Below are 20,280 nucleotides of genomic sequence, written 5' to 3' on the forward strand. Positions count from 1 at the left end.
ATGCGTAATGGCGCATGAAGGGAATAATGAGTAAGGCGTCACTCCTCGCACAGCAAATAAAACGTCCCGTACTGCTTGATTATCGGATCTCCCGATCCGCTTATTGAGATTTTATTATTTTTTCATTGCCAGGATGAGTCATATGCGCATGACGTTTCAGACGTTAGGGGCTTCTCATGCCCAAAAAACGGATTTTTTTCATCACATCTGCCGGGTTGTCATCGATAACATTCGCGTTAAGAGCGTTCGCGTTAAGAGAGGATGTCTCGCGATAGTATTATTGATGCTGAGCATTAGCGGGGCGGTTTCGCCGGGTTATGCCGCAACCGCTGAGGATTTTCGCACACCTGAATATCTGCGCAACGGTGCCGCGCTCGATTCTATCCACGCGGCTGATGCGTATGCACTGGGGTACAGCGGTGCTGGGGTCACCGTTGGTATTATTAACCGCGTCGGGGATTTATCCAGTAATGATGAATTCAATGGCAAGGTGGACTCAGGTTCACACTGGATTAGCGACCCCAGCAGTGCCAGCCCGCACGGTTATTGGGTCGCCGGGGTGATTGGCGCTGCCCGCAATGGGGTTGGGGTACAAGGCATTGCCTATGACTCGAACCTGTTAACGCTGGGAACGGATAATTCCATTGGGGATTTATTGCAGGGCATGGTGGATATGACCAACCGCCCGGATGTGAAAATCATCAGCAACAGTTGGGGGTTTCTGTTCTATCCCGACCAGCTTTCCTCTTACTCGGCTGCCATGCAGGACTTGCTGCTCAATACGGTGGTCCCTGCTTATGTCAGCGCAGGGAATGTGCTGGCCAGTCAGGGGCAGTTAATGGTGATGTCCGCCGGTAACGAAGGACACCTGACACCGACACTGTTTTCCGCGCTGCCGACTGTGTTGGATAACAATGGCCTTCAGGACAATATCGCCAATACCTGGATTAACGTCATGGCTTATGATCCCTCGCAGCCGACCAGCAGCGCGGCGTTTATTGCCACCTTCAGCAACCTGGCGCAGGGCGCGACCGAGTATAGTCTGCTGGCTCCGGGCGTTAATATCATTACACCCTCCACCAATAACACTTATTTTCGGGTGAGCGGCACGTCATTCGCTTCACCTTATGTCGCGGGGGTTGGTGCACTGGTCAGCCAGGCATTTCCCTATATGAGTGGCAAGCAGATTGCGGATGTGCTGTTGTCGACCGCGACGCCACTGACGGGTGATGCGTTGCCGAAAGCGGTGGTACTGGCGAATGAACAGTATGACGAGAATCAGTCGCTCACCGGTACGGCTATCAAGGTGTATTCCACCCATACCGGTATTACCTTCACCGATGATGAACTGACCACACTAATAAGCTCATTGAAAATAAAAAGCCCCTATAACGGTATGACGGATGATCAGGTGCGTGCGGCGATTTTGAGCGCGGCTGCCGACCAGAATATTACCGTGATGTCACAGAGTGACTATCAGGCGCTATTCGGGCAAGGGGTCGTCAATGCGTTTAAAGCGGTACAAGGCCCCGGTTTACTTAACGCGAAACGTCTGGTGGACAGCGATCTCAGTAGCGGCACGTTTGGTGGGAATTTTGCCCTGTACTCTATTGATACCAAAGGTATTGATAGTACCTGGAGTAACGACATCGGTCAGGTGAAAAACACCACCAATGGGAGTGCGCTGCTTGGGCTGGATGTCGGCCTGCGTAAGCAGGGTGCCGGTACGCTATACCTGACAGGGAATGACACCTTTGCCGGTCCGACGGTAGTAGAGGGTGGCAAGCTGATTGTCGGTAAGGTCGCCGGTGATGCCGGGCATCTGGCCGGTGACGCCTGGGTATTATCCGGCGCGATACTCGGCGGGCATGGTACTATCAACGGCTCTGTCGTGGTACAGAATGGCGGCACATTATCACCGGGCAATTCAATCGGCACACTCACGGTGGGCAATGTACGCTTTGAGCCCGGCTCCATTTATCTGGTGGAGATCGATCAACAAGGTAATGCTGATCAACTGGTGGTGACGAATACTGCCCAGTTGGCCGGGACGGTTAAGCTGGTTGGGCAAGCTCCCGCCCATCTGGGGGCGCAGTTCACGCTGGTGAAGGCTGGCACCTTGACCGGTGCATTTGATGCACTGGAGTCGACAAACAATTCGCTGTTTTTGACCAATGCATTGACCTATAACGCGCAAAGTGCGCTGGTCAGTGTGGTGCGTAACAGTGTGCGTTTTAGCGATGTGGCGCAAACCGCGAATCAGAGTGCGATAGCTAACGCCATTGATAACCAATCGGGCACGGCGGTATTGAGCGCAATTGCTGATCTGCCGGATGCCGACAGCGCCCGGCGTGCGTTTGATAATCTGAACGGTGAGTTTTATGCCACAGCACGCAACGCGCTGATTCACAACAGTCAGTCGGTTAGAGAGATTCTGAACAATACCATGAGCAGTGCAGGCAAAGGCGTGGAACCCTGGGTCAGTAGCTGGGGGTATGAAGGGCGGCAGGATAGCAACGGCGTACAGGCCGGAATCAAACACAATGGTTATGGCGTGTTGCTTGGCAATGGTACCCCGGTTGGCGAACAAGGGGCGTTGGGGGTTGCCGTTGGTGCGGAAAAAGGGCAAATCACGATGGACTCTCGTGCATCCAGAGGTGATCTGAACGCCTTGCATGCCGGTGTGTATTTGTCTGGTCGGGCACTGGCGCTCGATCTGCGCTCTGGCCTGAGTTACAGCCATATCACGCTCGATAGCCAGCGCGGTATTACGGTCTCCGGTCTGGATGGGCAGGCAACCGGTGATTATCGCGCCAATCTGGCTCAAGGGTTTGTGGAAGCCAGTCACCGCTTTGATTTCTTTGATAACGTCAGTGTCGAGCCCTATGGCAATACCGCCTGGGTCTGGCTGCAAAATCAGGCAGGGCAGGAGGGCGGTAACAGTGCAGCACTGGCGTTTGATAAAGAGACCAGCCGCAGCGCCTTTGCGACCGGCGGTTTACGCCTGAAAGTCCGGCCGTTATCGCGCCTGCCAGTGTCGTTGTATGGGGATATCGGCTATCAGCATCGTTTAACCCACGATGACAATCAGGTGCGTTTACGCTTTGTTTCCGGTGGCGATACCTTTACCACACAAGGGCTGCCGCTGGCGGATAACACGCGTCTGATGCGGGCAGGCGTGGCGGTGGATTTTTCCCGTAATATGCATTTGTCACTGGGGTATCAAGGCGATCGCGCCACCCGCATTAAAGATGACAGCGCTCAGGCGTTATTTAGCATGGCGTTCTGACTGAACGGTACTGTGGGAACTGCGCCTTCCCGGGAAGGCGCAGTATATTATCAACGTGCACTACACCATTATGAAGCAGTACACCATCACGGTGCGGGAATAGTAAAGCGGCGGTGGATCGCTTCCAGTTCCGTCAGGATCTCTTCACTGAGCGTCAGGTTCAGGCTATCCAGATTGGTTTTTAACTGTTCCAGCGTTGTCGCGCCGAGCAGGGTGCTGGCGACAAACGGTTGCTGGCGCACAAACGCCAACGCCATTTGCGCCGGGTCGAGACCGTGCTTCTGTGCCAGCGCCACATATTCGGCAATGGCTTGCTGGGTATGCGGTGCCGAGTAGCGGACAAAACGACTAAACAGCGTATTACGCGCGCCTGCCGGTTTAGCGCCGTTGAGGTATTTCCCCGTCAAGGTGCCGAATGCCAGCGGCGAGTAGGCCAGCAGTTCCACGCCTTCATGTTGGCTGACTTCCGCCAGACCGACCTCGAAGCTGCGGTTCAGCAGACTATAGGGGTTCTGAATAGAGACGATACGCGGCAACTCATGTTTTTCCGCCAGTTGCAAATAGCGCATCACCCCCCATGGGGTTTCGTTCGATACACCGATATAGCGGATTTTCCCCGCCCGTACCTGTTCGTTTAGCGCTTCCAGGGTTTCCAGTAACGTGACGGCCGGTTTTTCCTGGGTGTACTGGTAATTGAGCTTGCCGAAGCTGTTGGTCTGACGCTGCGGCCAGTGTAGCTGATACAAGTCGATATAATCGGTGTTCAGGCGTTTGAGACTGTCGTCCAGTGCGGCGCGGATATTCTTGCGATCCAGCGCCTGCTGCGGGCGTAAGCTACTGTCATTGAGACGCGCCGGTCCTGAGACTTTGCTGGCGATGATCAGCTTTTCACGCCCACCGCGGCTTTTCAGCCAGGAACCGATGTAGCTCTCCGTGAGTCCCTGCGTTTCCGGCCGTGGCGGAACCGGGTACATTTCTGCGGTATCAATCAGATTAACACCGGCGGCAACCGCAAAATCCAACTGGGCATGGGCGTCTGCTTCGCTATTTTGCTCGCCGAAGGTCATGGTACCCAAACCGAGTGTACTGACTTCCAAACTGCTGTGGGGAATACGGTGATAGAGCATTGCGGTTTCCTTTTTATTCTTCTGAGTAACGCGGGTGCGACGGCACCGCAATTTTGACTATAACTAAGCTATGACGAGGGGGGAAGACCCTTTGTGCGGTCAGACTACGCATTGATCAGGGCAAAAACGACGTCCCCCTGAGCGGGAGACTGCAACGAAGGCGGTTTGGTACGTATCCTTCAAACCGCCCTGAATCACCCATTAGCGTTCCATTATCTGAGAAACACCGTCGTTGTTGACCTGGTGTTGTACACCATCTTCATCAGTATAACTGAGCAGTCCGGTTGCGGGATCCAGCACGGGCTTTCCTTTGGTCAACAGCATCTGACCGTCTTTCGTGGCGATAACATAGTGGCTGGCACAGCCGGAGAGTAGGACCACAAAAGTCAGGGCAATGGCGGTTGTTATCCGTGATCGCATGCTGAATTTACCTATTGTTTAGCAAAAAAATTGAATATTTTTTCAGTCTAGCAAAGCGTCGTTCGGATGAGGTTAGGATTTATGGTAAAAAAATTAAAAAGATACGTAAGGATAAGCGGGGAAACGGTGAATACACCGTTTCCCGCCAGAGAATTACTGATTTTTGACGGATTTCTTACCGCGCATCAGGTTCAGCGCTTCCACCGACATAGAGAAGAACATGGCGAAATAGATGTAGCCTTTCGGCACATGAATCGCGACGCTTTCAAGAATCAGTGTAAAGCCCACCAGAATCAGGAACGACAACGCCAGCATTTTCACCGAGGGGTGACGGTCGACGAACTCACCGATAGGGCGTGCGGAAAACATCATGACACCGACGGCAATCACCACGGCAGCCATCATGATAAACAGGTGGTCAGACAGGCCAACGGCGGTGATCACAGAATCCAGGCTGAAGATGATATCCAGCAGCATAATTTGCACGATGGCACCGAAGAACGAATGTACCTGTGATGTATGATCTTCCGAGCCGCCCTCGATCGTTTCGTGAATTTCTTTGCTGGATTTCCAGATAAGGAACAGACCACCGAGGAACAAGATCAGGTCGCGTGCCGAAACGGCTTGTCCGAATACGCTAAACAGTGGATTGGTCAGCCTGATAACCCAGGCGATGGACGCCAGCAGGCAGAGCCGCATCAGCATGGCGCAGAGTAAACCGATACGTCTGGCTTTATTCTGTTGATGTTTAGGCAGTTTGGCGACAACCAGCGACAAAAAGATGATGTTGTCGATACCAAGGACGATTTCCAATATGGTGAGGGTCCCTAGCGCCAGCCAGGCATTAGGGTCTGCGATCCAATCGAACATTATCTCAGTGCATCCTTAAACGAAATGTAAATGACTATTATCTCCGGCCTGATGCCGCACAGGCAAGCGGATTTATCGCCGCCTTCTTTTCAGACGACAGTGTCGGCCAGCCATGTATCCGGTGATAACGCGATACAGTAGGCATAGACGCCTGGTATACGGCCGCGTTGGAGTATTACAACAGAAAATGGCGGGCCAATAGCGGGGTGGTAAAGGTTTTCTTCAGATAAAAACCGCGTGGTAGCGTCATAATCGGTTGCCCGTGTTCGCCAATCGCCTCCGTCAGTGACCGGCTATTGGCGGCTTTGGGGCGCAATTGCAACACCTCGCCGTGACGGGCGGTAATGCTTTCCACCTTGCCCAACACAATCAAATCCATCAGTTCTTCCCAATCCTGACGTAATTGTTGTTCTTCTTCAGGACTGGGGCTCCACAACAGCGGCGCACCGATACGCCGCTCCCCCAGCGGAATAGGGCGTGAACCTTCCACCGGAATCCACAGTACTCTGGCCAATTTATGGCGCACATGGCTACTTTCCCAGGTGACGCCGCTGTTGCCAGTGAGCGGCGCTACGCAGACAAAGGTAGTCTCCAGCGGACGCCCTTGTTCATCCACCGGGATGGTTTTTAACTCAATCCCGATATCGGGGAAGTCCTGCTCGGGTTTGCTACCGGCGCTGGCACCCAGAAAGCGTTCCAGCAAGACGCCTATCCAGCCTTTGTCGCGTTTCAGGTCGGCAGGCAACGGTAATTGGGCGATACGAGCCAGTTCCGCCAGTGAGTAACCAGCCAGAGCTTGTGCCCGTAGCAACAGTGTGTGTTCGCTGTCCGGCGGTACCTGATGGGGCGTGGGTGTCTGCATGGATCGAGTATCCGTTACTGATAACAGGGTTGATTAAAAAAAGTACAGCTATAACGGGGGATAACGTCAGGTATTCAGCTATTCAGGAAAAAAATAATAATAGCATGATTCTTTTATAATTTTTCTCCGACTCCCCACAGTGAAAAACATACTGCCGGTTTTTGTTCATGACAAGACACCGACAATGAACAGGATTTTACACCATGTTATCCACAGATTTTTGGGATAACTGGGATAACTCAGGATTACTGTTTTGATTTACAGCCTTGACGGGCGGTGTTTTTGCTGGTTTTGCTGATTTTTTGGCTGGTTTTCCCGCTTTGCCTGTGGATAAAACCGGCGTAGTGCGATCTTTCGCCATTCTGAAAACCGGATTTGCACCGGGTAGTGGTGAGAAGTGGATTGAACGGGGAAAAGCCGGTTAATTCGTTGAAAGGGAATGGCAATTTAGCGGGGTAGATCACGCTCACATAAAAGCTGCTATGAGTTTTGCTCACTTTTTCATGATGTTCTTCACAAAGATGTCCACAGAAAAAGTGAATAAACCGACGGAATTGCCATGCGAATGTTTATAACTTCGATCCTATCTGTGGGTTACCGATGTGTTATCTAAAATCTCGTGGGAATGGCAAGGCTGCGACCCAGGCCACCGACTGTGTCGCGATTGGAGCAAACACATCAATAAAAGGGAAGTAAAGCGGGAGTTTACCGTCTGTCAGGAGTGTGAAACAATCGAGTCATCTTTGCATTCTAGTTTATCGAGGTAGTCCGGTGATCGACGATGATGGCTACCGCCCGAATGTTGGTATTGTAATTTGTAATCGGCAGGGTCAGGTATTGTGGGCTCGCCGCTACGGCCAGCACTCCTGGCAGTTTCCTCAAGGGGGGATCAACCCCGGAGAAAGCGCGGAACAAGCCATGTACCGCGAACTGTTCGAGGAGGTGGGGCTGCGGAAAAAGGACGTTCGTATCCTGGCTTCCACCCGAAGCTGGTTACGCTATAAATTGCCAAAACGTTTGGTGCGTTGGGATACAAAACCGGTATGTATCGGCCAAAAGCAAAAATGGTTTCTGCTACAGTTAATGTGTAATGAATCCGACATCAATATGCAAAGCAGCGGCACCCCGGAATTCGACGGATGGCGTTGGGTGAGCTACTGGTATCCGGTACGCCAGGTGGTGTCGTTCAAACGAGATGTTTACCGTAAGGTGATGAAGGAGTTTGTCATCGCCGTGATGCAGCTACAGGAGAATTCGGCTACCCGAATATCATCAGGCACCAGACGAAAACGAGGATAATCCGACACATCATGATGCTCACGCGACTGCGAGAAATTATTGAAAAGGTTGCGGCCGCGGCCCGGCTGAGTGATGCGTTGGACATTCTGGTTAATGAAACCTGTCTGGCGATGGATACGGAAGTCTGTTCTATCTATCTGGCTGATCACGATCGTCAATGTTATTACCTGATGGCGACGCGCGGGTTGAAAAAGCCGCGCGGTCGTACCATCACGCTGGCGTTTGGGCAGGGGATTGTCGGCCTGGTGGGCGATCGCGCGGAGCCTATCAATCTGGCGGATGCGCAAAGCCACCCCAGTTTCAAGTTCATTCCCGCTGTCCGTGAACAGCATTTTCGGTCATTTTTGGGTGTGCCGATTATCCACCGACGCCAGTTGTTGGGTGTGCTGGTGGTGCAGCAGCGCGAGCACCGGCAGTTCGACAAAAACGAAGAGTCGTTTATGGTGACGCTGGCCACCCAGATGGCGGCCATCCTTTCCCAATCCCAGATGAAAGCGTTGTTCGGGCAATTCCGCCAGACACGCATTAAAGCGATGGCGGCTTCTTCCGGTGTCGCTATCGCTCCGGGCTGGCAGGACCGTAGCCAGCCGTCGTTGGAGCTGGTATTCCCGGCCTCCAGTCTTGACAGCGATCGTGAGCGTTCCCGGTTGTTGGTAGCGATGGAAGAGGCTGGCGCGGAGTTTCGGCGTTTCAGCAAACGTTTTAGCGCCAGCTCGCAAAAAGAGAGCGCAGCCATCTTCGATTTCTATTCCCACTTGCTCAACGATGCCCGTCTGAAACGCGAATTGTTTCAGGAGGTGGATACCGGCAGTGTGGCCGAGTGGGCTGTCAAAGTCGTGATTGAGCGGTTCGCGGCGCAGTTTGCCAGTCTACAGGATCCTTACCTGCGCGATCGTTCCAGTGACCTGCGTGCGTTAGGTCAGCGTCTGCTGTTCCATCTTGACGACAATGCCCAAAGCAATGGGCAGTGGCCGCCGCGCTTTATTCTGGTGGCCGACGAACTGACCGCCACATTGCTGGCCGAGGTACCGCAGGATCGTCTGGCTGGGGTGGTGGCCTATGACGGTGCCGCCAATTCTCACGCCGCTATTTTGGTGCGAGCGATGGGCATCCCCACTTTGATGGGCGCGGATATTCAGCCTGATCTGCTGCATCAGCGCTTGCTGGTGCTGGATGGGTATCGCGGCGAGCTACTGGTGGACCCGGAGCCGGTGCTGGTGCAGGAGTATCAACGCCTGCTGAGCGAAGAAAACGAGCTCACCCGGCTGGCGGAAGACGATATGGAACGCCCGGCGGTGCTGAAAAGCGGTGAACGGGTGGATGTGATGCTCAATGCTGGTCTGAGTGCCGAGCATGAGAAGCGTTTTATCAATCAGGTTGACGGCGTCGGCCTGTATCGCACCGAGATTCCGTTCATGCTGCAAAACGGCTTCCCGTCGGAAGAGGAGCAGATGACGCAATATGAAGGCATGTTGCGGCTGTATCCGACCCGACCGGTGACGTTGCGTACGCTGGATATCGGCGCTGACAAGCAGTTGCCTTATCTGCCCATCAGTGAGGAAAACCCTTGTCTGGGCTGGCGCGGTATTCGTGTCACGCTGGACCAGCCGGAAATCTTCATGATTCAGGTTCGTGCCATGCTGCGTGCTAACGCCCATATCGGCAATTTGAGCATTTTACTGCCGATGATCAACAGCCTGGATGAGATTGACGAGGCAAAACGGCTGATCGACCGGGCCGCGGCGGAGGTGTCTGAACTGCTTGGTTTTCCGTCGCCGCGCCCGCGCATCGGCATTATGATTGAAGTGCCGTCGGTGTTATTCCTGTTGCCGCATCTGGCATCTCGTATCGATTTTGTTTCCGTCGGCACCAATGATCTGACCCAGTACTTACTGGCGGTAGATCGCAATAACCCACACGTTGGTTCGCTTTACGACAGCTTGCATCCCTCAATGTTGCAGGCGCTGAACATGATAATCACCCAGTGCCATCATTATCGGCTGCCTGTTTCGGTGTGTGGCGAGATGGCCGGCGAACCGATGGGTGCGTTGTTGCTGATTGGTCTTGGGTTCCGTACGCTGAGCATGAACGGGCGCAGCGTTGCCCGCATCAAATACCTGTTGCGCCGCATTGGCGAGGATGAAACGCGCCAACTGGTCAACAAAGTGCTTAACGCGCAAACCGCCAGCGAAGTCCGCCAGTGGGCGTCGATTTTCATTGAAGAGCGGGGATTGGGCGGTTTGATTCGCGGCGGGCGTTAAACGCAGGCTGTTCGATTTCTTTGTCTGGATTTCTCGATCCTGATTCCCTCATCCGGGCTGCGTTGCCCGGAAATGTTTACAGTTCTTTTATTCCCTCGCTGCCAACTGTTTCTACTGGCTATGCTATTATGCGCAACCGCAGACGGGCGATGGCGGTGCTGCCTTCTCTCGGCCCCTTAATAGCCCCGAAATCAGGGACAAAGCAACAAGAATGTGGTGATCGATGACGACGAGCTATCTGGAATTTCCCAAGTTTGATCCGGTAATTTTTTCATTAGGACCGGTTTCCCTGCACTGGTATGGATTGATGTATTTGGTCGGGTTTGTTTTCGCCATGTGGCTGGCGGTGCGCCGGGCGAACAAACCGGGTAGCGGATGGCACAAAGACGAAGTAGAAAACCTGCTCTATTTCGGTTTTCTTGGCGTGTTTGTCGGCGGCCGTCTGGGTTATGTATTGTTTTATGCCCTTCCTTTATTTCTGGATAATCCGCTCTATCTGTTCCGGGTGTGGGACGGTGGCATGTCTTTCCACGGCGGGTTATTGGGTGTTATCACGGTTATGCTGTGGTTTGCGCACCGTACCAAACGCCATTTCTTCCAGGTTTCTGATTTCATTGCTCCATTGATTCCGTTTGGTCTGGGTGCGGGTCGCCTGGGTAACTTCATTAATGGTGAACTGTGGGGCCGTGTCACGACAGACACGCCGTGGGCGATGCTGTTCCCCGGTTCTCGCGGCGAGGATATGGCGCTGGCGGCGGGCAACCCGCAGTGGCAGGCTATTTTTAACCAATACGGTGTATTGCCGCGTCATCCGTCGCAGTTGTATGAACTGGCGCTGGAAGGGGTGGTGCTGTTCATCATTCTGAATGTGTTTATTCGTAAACCGCGCCCGATGGGTAGCGTGTCCGGGCTGTTTCTAATTGGCTACGGCTGTTTCCGTATTATTGTGGAATTTTTCCGCCAGCCGGATGCACAATTGGGGCTGTTTAGCGGCATCAGTATGGGGCAGATTCTGTCGGTACCGATGGTGTTAGCGGGTATTTTGATGATGGTATGGGCGTACCGTCGCCAGTCAGCCCGGCAGTAATTGTTGATAAAATTATTGAGATAGAGGTGGTATGAAACAGTATCTGGAACTGATGAAAAAAGTGCTCGAAGAAGGGACTCCCAAGGATGACCGCACGGGCACGGGAACGTTATCGATTTTCGGTCATCAGATGCGTTTCAACCTGCAGGAAGGGTTCCCGCTGGTGACCACTAAGCGTTGCCACCTGCGCTCGATCATCCACGAACTGTTGTGGTTTCTCAATGGCGATACCAATGTCGGTTACCTGCATGACAATAAGGTCACCATTTGGGATGAATGGGCGGACGAGAATGGCGATTTGGGGCCGGTTTACGGTAAGCAGTGGCGTGCCTGGGGCGCGGCGGATGGCCGTCAGATAGACCAACTCCAGACTGTGCTAAAACAACTGAAACAGGATCCGGATTCGCGTCGCATCATCGTTTCCGCCTGGAATGTGGGTGAACTGGATAAAATGGCGCTGGCACCGTGCCATGCTTTTTTCCAGTTCTACGTGGCTAACGGTAAACTCTCCTGCCAGTTGTACCAGCGCTCCTGCGACATCTTCCTTGGCCTGCCATTTAACATCGCCAGCTATGCGTTGCTGGTGCACATGATGGCGCAGCAGTGCGATCTGGAAGTCGGCGATTTCGTCTGGACCGGTGGCGATACCCATCTATATAACAACCACCTGGAACAGACTCGCCTGCAGCTCAGCCGCGAGCCGCGTCCCTTGCCGAAGCTGGTTATCAAGCGCCGCCCGGAGTCGTTGTTTGATTATCGTTTTGAAGATTTTGACATTGAGGGATATGACCCACACCCGGCCATCAAGGCACCGGTCGCGGTCTAAATCTTAATCCCACACGAATCTCACCGCCCAGAGGCGGGTACGGCCGACAATGGAAAGTGCGTTTCCTGTTGTTGCGTCCGGTACCTTGTCGATGGGCGGTTTTTTTATCTGTAGGTGGAAAGGTGACTGCCAGTTTGCGAGCAGTCGCGCATTTCGCCTGTCTGTTGCTGTTGCCCTCAATATTGTTTGCGATACGTCCTGTAACTTCATGCTCCAACGCTATTCATACTGATACCGCACTTTAAAATCGCCGCTATGGACAAAACCAACTGTAGGCAGCAGGGTTTTTCCCTGCTGGAATTAATCGTGGTGATAACCACTGTGGCGTTGCTGGCAGGTGGCGGATGGCAAAGCTGGCTGGCTTACCGTCAGGCGCTGATGCTGGAACAGCATGCCCGCCACATGCTGGCGTTCATCGGCCGTGTACAGGCGAATGCTTACTGGCGTAGTCAGACCGACAGTCTGTGGGTCAAATTAGCGCCCGGCAACTGGTGCATAGGGCGTGGTACTGAACCTGCTGTCTGCCCACCGGACGACCCTCTCATTTTTACCCGCGCTTCGCAGGATGTGGTACTCGTCGAAACGACCAGCGATCGGCTGATGTTTTACGGATTGCGTAATGCGGCCCAAGCCGGACACCTTACCGTGGGTAACCCGGCAGGGCGCGTACGGGTAGTGATTTCAGTACGTGGGCGCTTGCGCCTTTGTAGCGAATTACAGCCAGTGCAGGGGATACCACTATGCTGAGCGTATCGACCAGACGACGTGTCTGCGGCTTTACCCTGCCGGAAGTGATGCTGGCGATGGCGCTGAGCAGTGTGACTATGCTGGCGGTGGCACAACTGCTGCCGTTGCTGCGGGCCAAGACGCAAGACAGCGCCAGCCAGCTCCGTCTGGAGCTCGTGTTAAGGCAGACGTTGTTCGGCATCGAAAAAGATATTCGACGTGCCGGATTTTGTGCCGGCAGTTGTCAGGGAACGGCATTGACACTGGAGGCTGACGCCTCGAATCAGGTGAATTGTCTGTCGGTTGCTTACGACGTGAATCGCAATGGTAGCTTCGAAACGGCAGAGCAATCTGAGCCAGAATTTTTCAGTTACCGCCTGCGTGCTGGTGCGCTGGAGGTGCAAACGGGCGGCCCACGCTGTCAGGGGAATCGATGGGAGAAGTTACTTGATCCCAGCGAGGTGACGGTCACCCGTTTTGAGATCACTCGGGAAACGTCCGGTGTGCAGCCTCGCTACCGGTTATTACTGGCGGGCTACTGGACAACACGTCCCAGGCAGCGCCAGCAGGTTGAGAGTCTGGTCGCAGGGAGAAATCATGCGGGTTAGGCAACTGGCACCACACCGGTTACATCGACCTCGCAGCCCATACAGGTCATTTGTACACCCCTATAAACAGCAACGGGGCAGCATACTGGTAGTCGTGATGCTGGTGATGATGATAGGCATGTTGATGTTGGGTGGGTTACAACGTCAGTTGGATCTCCAGTTGCAGCAAGGTATTGAGGAGCAGCGTTTCTGGCAGGCTTTCAATCAAGGGCTGTCGTCACTGGGCTGGGGTCTGTCGTTACGCTGGTCAGTGACTGATGAATGGCAATGTCAGACCTTGCCGTCGGCACAATTGCGCGCGTGCCTGCGTATCAATCACGTTGACCGCTCCGGGTTGCTACGTGGTGAGGGGCGAGTTGATGGCGAACGGCAACCGTTGGCGTTTTATCACCGGGTTATGATGGATGTCACAGCGGCAGATGGCCATATCCGGCCCATTATGGGGGGCTGGTCAGATTTTTGTCCGGATACGATGGAGCAGGCCTGTGTTCCGACACAATAAAAAGCGTGGCGGCTACGCCAGTGCTGGCTTCAGTTTGCCGGAAACACTGGTGGCAATGCTGTTATTCGCGGTTTCGCTGGCAGGGCTCTTGCAATATCATCAGGTACTTCAGCAATCATTATTGCATCAGATGCAACAGCGTCAGGCGTGGCGGTTGGCTCACCAGAAACTGGAGGGTGAAAACGTCGGGCCGGTTTTATCGTCGCCGCTCGTTCCCGCCGGATGGGGTGTGAGCCGAACCGAACAAGCCTATCCACCGTTTTGCCGCTGCGTAACGGTAACGGTGGTCACGCCTTATCGCTATCGGGCGGCGCTCAGTCGCTGGTTTTGTGATACCCCCGACGCTGTTGAACAACGCGGCAACCCGTAGCCTGAGATAAGAGCCTATATATAACGCCTCTGGAGAGTGTAATGCGGACATTTTGTGTGTGGTTTAGCGTACTGCTGTTGTTTTTCTGGTTACCGCTCTCTCAGGCCTCGGACGGTTGGCAGCCACTGCCGCAGACGATACGAAAGAGTGAGAATGATGTAAGGCAGTATCAGGCGATACGGCTCGACAACGGGATGACGGTACTGCTGGTTTCTGATGCTCAGGCTACTCGCTCACTGGCGGCGCTAGCGTTACCAGTAGGCTCGCTGGATAACCCCCCGCAGCAACCTGGGTTGGCCCATTATCTGGAACATATGTTGCTGATGGGGTCGAAACGCTATCCACAGACCGATGGATTGGCCGAGTTTTTGAAAATGCATGGCGGCAGTCACAATGCCAGCACGGCTTCTTACCGCACGGCGTTTTACCTTGAGGTGGAGAATGACGCGTTACAACCTGCGGTTGACCGACTGGCGGATGCGATAGCTGAACCGCTACTCGACCCCATCAACGCTGATCGTGAACGTCATGCGGTCAATGCGGAATTGACTATGGCGCGTGCTCGTGACGGGTTGCGTATGGCGCAGGTCGGGGCGGAAACCATCAACCCGGCACATCCCGGTTCCCGCTTTGCAGGCGGCAATCTGGAAACCCTGAGTGATAAGCCCGGCAGTAAGCTGCATGATGAGCTGGTGGCGTTCTACCAGCGTTATTACTCCGCCAATCTGATGAAAGGCGTGATTTATGGCAAGCAGCCGTTACCAGCGCTGGCGACTATTGCGACCTCGACATTTGGGCGGATTGCGAATCATCAGGCGAGTGTGCCGCCGATTACCACACCGGTAGTCACGGATGAGCAACGCGGGCTGTTTATTCACTATGTTCCGGCGCAACCCCGCAAGCAGTTAAAAATTGAGTTTCGGGTTGATAACAACAGTCCGGCATTTCGCAGTAAAACGGATACCTACATCAGTTATCTGATTGGTAATCGTAGTCAAAATACGCTTTCTGACTGGTTGCAGAAGCAGGGGCTGGCCGAGTCCATTCGTGCCAGCTCTGATCCGATGTCCGAGCGTAACAGCGGCGTATTCAATATCAGTGTCGATTTGACTGACAAGGGACTGGAACAGCAGGATGATGTGATTGCCGCCGTATTCAGCTATCTGGATAAACTGCGCAACGACGGCATTCAGTCGCGTTACTTCGAAGAGATCTCGCGGGTGCTCAACATTGACTTTCGCTACCCCTCCCTGAACCGTGATATGGGGTATGTGGAATGGCTGGTGGATACCATGTTGCGTCTGCCGGTGGAGTACACCCTTGAAGGGCCTTATCTGGCCGATCGTTTTGATCCTGAAGCTATCAGAAGCCGGTTGTCGGGCATGACGCCACCGAATGCCCGCATTTGGGTGATAAGCCCGGAACAACCCCATGACAAAGAAGCCTATTTTGTCGGCGCACCTTATCAGGTGGATAAAATCGGTGACGCCAGAATGACGAAGTGGCAGCAAATGAGCCAATCGTTGGCGCTCAGCTTACCGACACCTAACCCTTATATCCCGGATGATTTTTCACTGATCACGGCTGATGCGGCGATTACGCACCCCAGGAAAGTGGTCGATCAGCCGGGGTTGCGGGTGTTTTACATGCCAAGCCGCCATTTTGCCAGCGAACCCAAAGCCGATATCACCGTGATGTTGCGTAACCGCATGGCGAATGATTCTGCCCGCCACCAAGTGCTGTTCGCCCTGAACGACTATCTGGCGGGTGTCGCGCTGGATGCACTCAGTTATCAGGCTTCAGTTGGCGGTATCAGCTTTTCGACTAGCAGTAATGACGGGTTGGTGATGACAGCCAGCGGCTATACCCAGCACCTGCCAGAATTACTGCTGACACTGGTCGAGCAGTATGCCAGTTTCAATTCGACGCAAGAGCAACTGGAGCAGGCGAAATCCTGGTACGCCGAGCAGCTCGACGCTAGCGAGAAGGCTAAAGCCTATGAACAGGCGATGTTCCCCATTCAGGGGTTATCAAGCGTACCGTATAGCGAGCGAAGCGAACGACGTAATGTGCTCAAGGACATCACGCTGCAGGAGCTGATGGAATACCGTAAGGCGTTGTTGCAGCAGGCGACGCCGGAGATGCTGGTGGTGGGTAATCTGGCTCAAGAGCGAGTGGTCAGCCTGTCGTATAACCTGCATGAACGCCTGAGCTGCGGGGGTACGCAGTGGTGGCGCGGGCAATCTGTCAGCATTAGCCAGTCACAAAAGGCTACGTTGCAGCGTGCAGGCAGCAGCACCGATTCAGCGCTGGCGGCGGTCTATATTCCGGCGGGATATGGCGAAGTACAGAGTGCGGCGTACAGCAAGCTGCTAGGGCAGATTATTCATCCCTGGTTCTTTAATCAATTGCGGACTGATGAGCAATTGGGATATGCCGTGTTTGCCACACCAGTTTCTATTGACCGGCAGTGGGGGATTGCGTTCCTGTTGCAAAGCAATAACAAGCAACCCGCTTACCTTTACCAGCGCTATCAGGACTTTTTTGCCAAGGCCGAGCAGCGGTTGACCGCGATGAGCGCTGAGACTTTTGCCCAGAATAAGCAAGGGCTTATCAATGCGCTCAGTCAGCCACCCCAAACGCTGGATGAAGAAGCGGCCCGCTTGCGTGGCGATCTGGACCGGGAGAACTTTGCCTTCGATACCCGCCAGCAGTTGATCGGGCAACTGGCGTCCATCTCGTCGGCACAATTAACGGACTTTTTCCGGCAGGCGTTGCATCCGCAAGGGCTGGCCATTTTGTCCCAGATTTCCGGGAGTGCGAGTGGGCATGTTGACTATGCCCGGCCATCAGAGTGGCAATTCTATGCCTCAACGTCCGCGCTGCAACAGACGTTACCACTAAAGCCCGCTGAGCAAAAACAGACGGAAACGCAGTAAACACGGATATTGGTGACAGACCGGTAGAGCGGCGACGGGCGGCGTAAGTCCCGTCAGAAGAAAGAGGTAACGCGTGGCGATGGGCCACGCGTTATGACGTCACGAGTACTGCTTTAATAAGCTGCTTACAGATCGATGACCAGAATCTTGGAGCGACGTTGGTAGTTGTAAAGCTCTTGCTTACGTTTTGGCAACACCTCCACTTCCGCTGGCTGGAAACCACGTTCCTGAAACCAGTGAATGCTGTGGGTGGTCAATACAAACAAGCGTTTTAACCCTTGCTGGCGCGCTTGCACGGAGATGTGATGCAGCAACTGATCGCCACGCGATGAGTTGCGGTATTCCGGGTGGACCGCTACGCAGGCCATTTCACCGATACTCTCCTCTGGAAACGGATAGAGTGCGGCACAGGCAATGGTCAGATTGTCGCGGACCACGACGGTGAATTTGTCGATCTCCATTTCCAGTTGCTCGCGAGAGCGACGCACCAGAATACCCTGTTGTTCCAGCGGGCGGATCAGCTCCAGAATCCCACCGATATCGTTGATGGTTGCCCGGCGGATTTGCTCGGCGCTTTCCATCACAATTTGGGTACCGATGCCGTCACGGGAGAACAGTTCCTGTAGCAACGCGCCATCTTCCTGATAACTTATCAAATGGCTGCGGCGTACTCCGCTGCGGCAGGCTTTCACCGCTCCGCGCAGGAAGCGTACGACTTCGGAATTGTAGTCGCCCGCGTCTTCCAGTGATTGAATGCGCAACTGGGCTTCGTCGGGCAGCAACTCCGATACGATGTTGCCTTCGACATTCGTGACCCCCTGAGAGGCGCAAAAGCCAATCATCTTCTCGGCTTTGAGCTTGATAGCCAACTGGGTGGCGACTTCTTCTGAGGTCAGATTGAAACTTTCGCCAGTGACGGAAACCGCTACCGGTCCCAGCAACACGATGGCACCGCTGTCTAACTGACGATGTAACGCTTCTTCGTCAATGCGGCGGATACGTCCGCTGTGGCAGTAATCTACGCCATCATCCACCCCAAGAGGCTGGGCGATGATAAAGTTACCACTGACCACATTGATGTGCGCACCCTGCAACGGCGTGTTCAGCAGACTCATCGACAGCCGTGCGGTGATATCCAGTTGCAGCATACCGGCTGCCTGTTTCACCAGCTCCAGCGTAGTGCTGTCCGTTACACGGGTGTGCTTGTGGTAGCGAGGTTCATAGTGATGGGCCATCAGATTCGCATCTATCTGGGGGCGTGCGCCATAAACCACCACCAGCTTGATACCCAGACTGTGTAACAGGCCGATATCATTAACAATTTTGGTAAAGTTTTCGTGTTCGATGGCCTCGCCGCCGAGCATGATGACAAACGTTTTACCACGATGTGCGTTGATGTAAGGAACTGAGTGGCGGAAGCCTTGAACCAGTTCTGTACTACGTTCCTTCACTGCGAGCCCTCTTGAATTTTTATTCGATATTTTCGTATTTTTATTCCTTGTAAACCAAAAGGCAAGCGATAACTTTTCGGTCTGACCTTATAGTTTAACGAAGCCCGTCTGACACAGTAAAAAACATGAAAATGATTTTTGCATGACAGCGTGAGAGGTATTGGTTAAAGTTTTTGACGTTTTTCTCAATCTGTCTGATTTTTATAGTCATTAGCGGAGCCGCATGTCTGATCCGAAACACCATCTGACCCGTCGTCATTTATTGCAGGGCGCCGCCGCCACCTGGTTATTGAGTATCAGTGGCGTGGGGCTTGCCGCTACCTCGCAGGTGATTGCTGTGCGAGTGTGGCCCTCTTCAGCGTATAGCCGCGTGACGCTGGAATCCAGCCAGCCGCTCAAGTACCGGCAATTTATGCTGGAACACCCTGACCGGCTGGTCGTCGATATTGAAAATGCTTCGCTAAACAGTGTGCTGAAAAATGCGGGGCGACAATTCGAGCGGCCAGATCCCTTCATCAAGACGGCACGGGCCGGGCAATTCGATAAAAATACCGTGCGTCTGGTGCTGGAGTTGCGCCAGAAGGTTAACCCCAAGCTGTTTACGCTGGCTCCGGTCGCGGGCTTTCGGCATCGTCTGGTCATGGATTTGTATCCAGCAGCTGGGCGTTATGATAATGCGGATGATCCGCTACTGGCCTTGCTGGAGGATTACAATAAAGGTGATCTGGAGCGGACGCTGCCACCAGAAAGGCCTAACGATGGTAAGGGCGGGCGTGAAAGACCGCTGATTATTATGCTGGATCCGGGGCACGGTGGCGAAGACCCCGGCGCTATCGGTAAAAATCGAACCCGTGAAAAAGATGTGGTGCTGCAAATTGCCCGTCGCCTGAAAGCGCTGATTGAGCGTGAACGCAACATGAAAGTCTACATGACCCGCAATGAGGATGTGTTCATTCCGCTGAAGGTACGGGTCGCCAAAGCGCGTAAACAGCGTGCCGATTTGTTTGTCTCTATCCATGCCGATGCCTTTTCAAACCGCTCAGCTCGCGGTTCTTCCGTGTTTGCGTTGTCTAAAAAAGGCGCGACCAGTTCAGCGGCGCGTTATCTGGCACAAACGCAGAATGAATCGGATTTGATAGGGGGCGTGAGTCTCAGTGGTGATCACTATTTAGACAGCACGATGTTTGACATGGTGCAAACCGCGACCATTAACGATAGCCTGAAGTTTGGTAAGGAGATCTTGCACAGGCTGGGAACCGTCAATCATCTGCATAAAAACAGTGTTGATCAGGCTGGTTTTGCGGTGCTGAAAGCGCCGGATATTCCATCCGTATTGGTGGAAACGGCATTCATCAGTAATCTGGAGGAAGAGCGTAAGCTGCGAACCAGTCGTTTTCAGCAGCAGGTAGCACAATCTATTATGGATGGGATAAAGGCTTATTTTGCAGCGCAGGCGCGTTAGGCGTGTGACGAAAATAGTCTGAACGACAGGCATAAAAAAACACCCATCAGGGTGTCTATTTATTGGTTGCGGGGGCCGGATTTGAACCGACGACCTTCGGGTTATGAGCCCGACGAGCTACCAGGCTGCTCCACCCCGCGTCCGTCTTCTTACTTTTAGTATGATGCTGGTACATCAATTG

At 53.7% G+C, this 20,280-nt stretch carries 17 protein-coding genes and 1 tRNA gene; 11 read left to right on the forward strand and 7 right to left on the reverse strand.

Annotated features, from left to right (window positions below; translation table 11 throughout):
• Positions 1–148 precede the first annotated feature (148 nt).
• Complete coding sequence (locus DZE2538_RS04205; protein WP_413783128.1) at positions 149–3,289, forward strand: autotransporter domain-containing protein; 3,141 nt, start codon at positions 149–151, stop codon at positions 3,287–3,289.
• 86 nt (positions 3,290–3,375) lie between these two features.
• Here DZE2538_RS04205 and DZE2538_RS04210 read toward each other — a convergent pair whose 3' ends face one another.
• The 5 genes from DZE2538_RS04210 to DZE2538_RS21015 form a co-directional block, all read right to left on the reverse strand.
• Entirely contained in the window at positions 3,376–4,416 is a 1,041-nt protein-coding gene (locus tag DZE2538_RS04210; protein ID WP_038915670.1) for an NADP(H)-dependent aldo-keto reductase, read from the reverse strand.
• A gap of 201 nt (positions 4,417–4,617) precedes the next feature.
• Positions 4,618–4,836, reverse strand: coding sequence for a YgdI/YgdR family lipoprotein (locus tag DZE2538_RS04215; RefSeq protein WP_012883625.1), 219 nt, complete (start codon positions 4,834–4,836; stop codon positions 4,618–4,620).
• 153 nt (positions 4,837–4,989) lie between these two features.
• Positions 4,990–5,706 carry a TerC family protein gene (locus DZE2538_RS04220; RefSeq protein ID WP_019844344.1) on the reverse strand — a complete coding sequence of 239 codons (717 nt, stop codon included), beginning with the start codon at positions 5,704–5,706 and terminating at the stop codon, positions 4,990–4,992.
• A 175-nt stretch (positions 5,707–5,881) separates the two neighbouring features.
• Complete coding sequence (gene mutH, locus DZE2538_RS04225) at positions 5,882–6,568, reverse strand: DNA mismatch repair endonuclease MutH (RefSeq protein ID WP_038915672.1); 687 nt, start codon at positions 6,566–6,568, stop codon at positions 5,882–5,884.
• Positions 6,569–6,764: 196 nt separating this feature from the next.
• Entirely contained in the window at positions 6,765–6,929 is a 165-nt protein-coding gene (locus DZE2538_RS21015; protein ID WP_155242647.1) for a hypothetical protein, read from the reverse strand.
• Between the two features lie 410 nt (positions 6,930–7,339).
• Between DZE2538_RS21015 and rppH the strand changes: the two genes are divergently transcribed.
• The 9 genes from rppH to ptrA all read left to right on the forward strand — a co-directional run bounded on the left by rppH (position 7,340) and on the right by ptrA (position 17,186).
• Positions 7,340–7,867 (forward strand): RNA pyrophosphohydrolase, encoded by a 528-nt coding sequence (gene rppH / locus DZE2538_RS04235; protein ID WP_012883628.1) that lies wholly within the window; start codon positions 7,340–7,342, stop codon positions 7,865–7,867.
• A gap of 14 nt (positions 7,868–7,881) precedes the next feature.
• Positions 7,882–10,128: a phosphoenolpyruvate--protein phosphotransferase gene (gene ptsP, locus DZE2538_RS04240; protein ID WP_023639073.1), complete on the forward strand. Its 2,247-nt coding sequence runs from the start codon at positions 7,882–7,884 to the stop codon at positions 10,126–10,128.
• Positions 10,129–10,351: 223 nt separating this feature from the next.
• The gene (lgt, locus tag DZE2538_RS04245) at positions 10,352–11,215 is read left to right on the forward strand and encodes a prolipoprotein diacylglyceryl transferase (RefSeq protein WP_012883630.1); all 864 of its coding nucleotides are present in this window, start codon (positions 10,352–10,354) and stop codon (positions 11,213–11,215) included.
• 31 nt (positions 11,216–11,246) lie between these two features.
• Complete coding sequence (thyA, locus tag DZE2538_RS04250) at positions 11,247–12,041, forward strand: thymidylate synthase (protein WP_019844340.1); 795 nt, start codon at positions 11,247–11,249, stop codon at positions 12,039–12,041.
• Positions 12,042–12,296: 255 nt separating this feature from the next.
• Positions 12,297–12,788, forward strand: a complete 492-nt coding sequence (locus DZE2538_RS04255) for a prepilin peptidase-dependent protein (RefSeq protein ID WP_038915673.1) — start codon at positions 12,297–12,299, stop codon at positions 12,786–12,788.
• Positions 12,782–13,375, forward strand: coding sequence for a prepilin peptidase-dependent protein (locus DZE2538_RS04260; RefSeq protein WP_038915675.1), 594 nt, complete (start codon positions 12,782–12,784; stop codon positions 13,373–13,375). Before DZE2538_RS04255 ends, DZE2538_RS04260 begins: the two co-directional genes overlap by 7 nt.
• Positions 13,365–13,877 (forward strand): YgdB family protein, encoded by a 513-nt coding sequence (locus tag DZE2538_RS04265; protein WP_236616997.1) that lies wholly within the window; start codon positions 13,365–13,367, stop codon positions 13,875–13,877. The genes DZE2538_RS04260 and DZE2538_RS04265 overlap by 11 nt, the downstream gene beginning before the upstream one ends.
• A complete protein-coding gene (locus tag DZE2538_RS04270) occupies positions 13,861–14,247 on the forward strand; it encodes a prepilin-type N-terminal cleavage/methylation domain-containing protein (protein ID WP_038907215.1) in 387 nt (128 codons plus the stop codon). Before DZE2538_RS04265 ends, DZE2538_RS04270 begins: the two co-directional genes overlap by 17 nt.
• A 41-nt stretch (positions 14,248–14,288) precedes the next feature.
• On the forward strand, positions 14,289–17,186 hold the full coding sequence (gene ptrA / locus DZE2538_RS04275; protein WP_038915678.1) for a pitrilysin: 2,898 nt from the start codon (positions 14,289–14,291) through the stop codon (positions 17,184–17,186).
• Positions 17,187–17,311: 125 nt separating this feature from the next.
• Here the strand turns inward: ptrA and argA are convergent, their stop codons facing one another.
• Positions 17,312–18,637 (reverse strand): amino-acid N-acetyltransferase, encoded by a 1,326-nt coding sequence (gene argA / locus DZE2538_RS04280; RefSeq protein ID WP_019844334.1) that lies wholly within the window; start codon positions 18,635–18,637, stop codon positions 17,312–17,314.
• Positions 18,638–18,860: 223 nt separating this feature from the next.
• Here argA and amiC point away from each other — a divergent pair, with 223 nt between their 5' ends.
• The gene (gene amiC / locus DZE2538_RS04285; RefSeq protein ID WP_038913304.1) at positions 18,861–20,099 is read left to right on the forward strand and encodes an N-acetylmuramoyl-L-alanine amidase AmiC; all 1,239 of its coding nucleotides are present in this window, start codon (positions 18,861–18,863) and stop codon (positions 20,097–20,099) included.
• A gap of 63 nt (positions 20,100–20,162) precedes the next feature.
• Here amiC and DZE2538_RS04290 read toward each other — a convergent pair.
• Positions 20,163–20,239: transfer RNA gene (locus tag DZE2538_RS04290), tRNA-Met, on the reverse strand.
• Positions 20,240–20,280: the final 41 nt, after the last annotated feature.

The organism is Dickeya zeae NCPPB 2538 (genome assembly GCF_000406165.1).
In the GTDB taxonomy this organism is placed as follows: Bacteria; Pseudomonadota; Gammaproteobacteria; order Enterobacterales; family Enterobacteriaceae; genus Dickeya; species Dickeya zeae.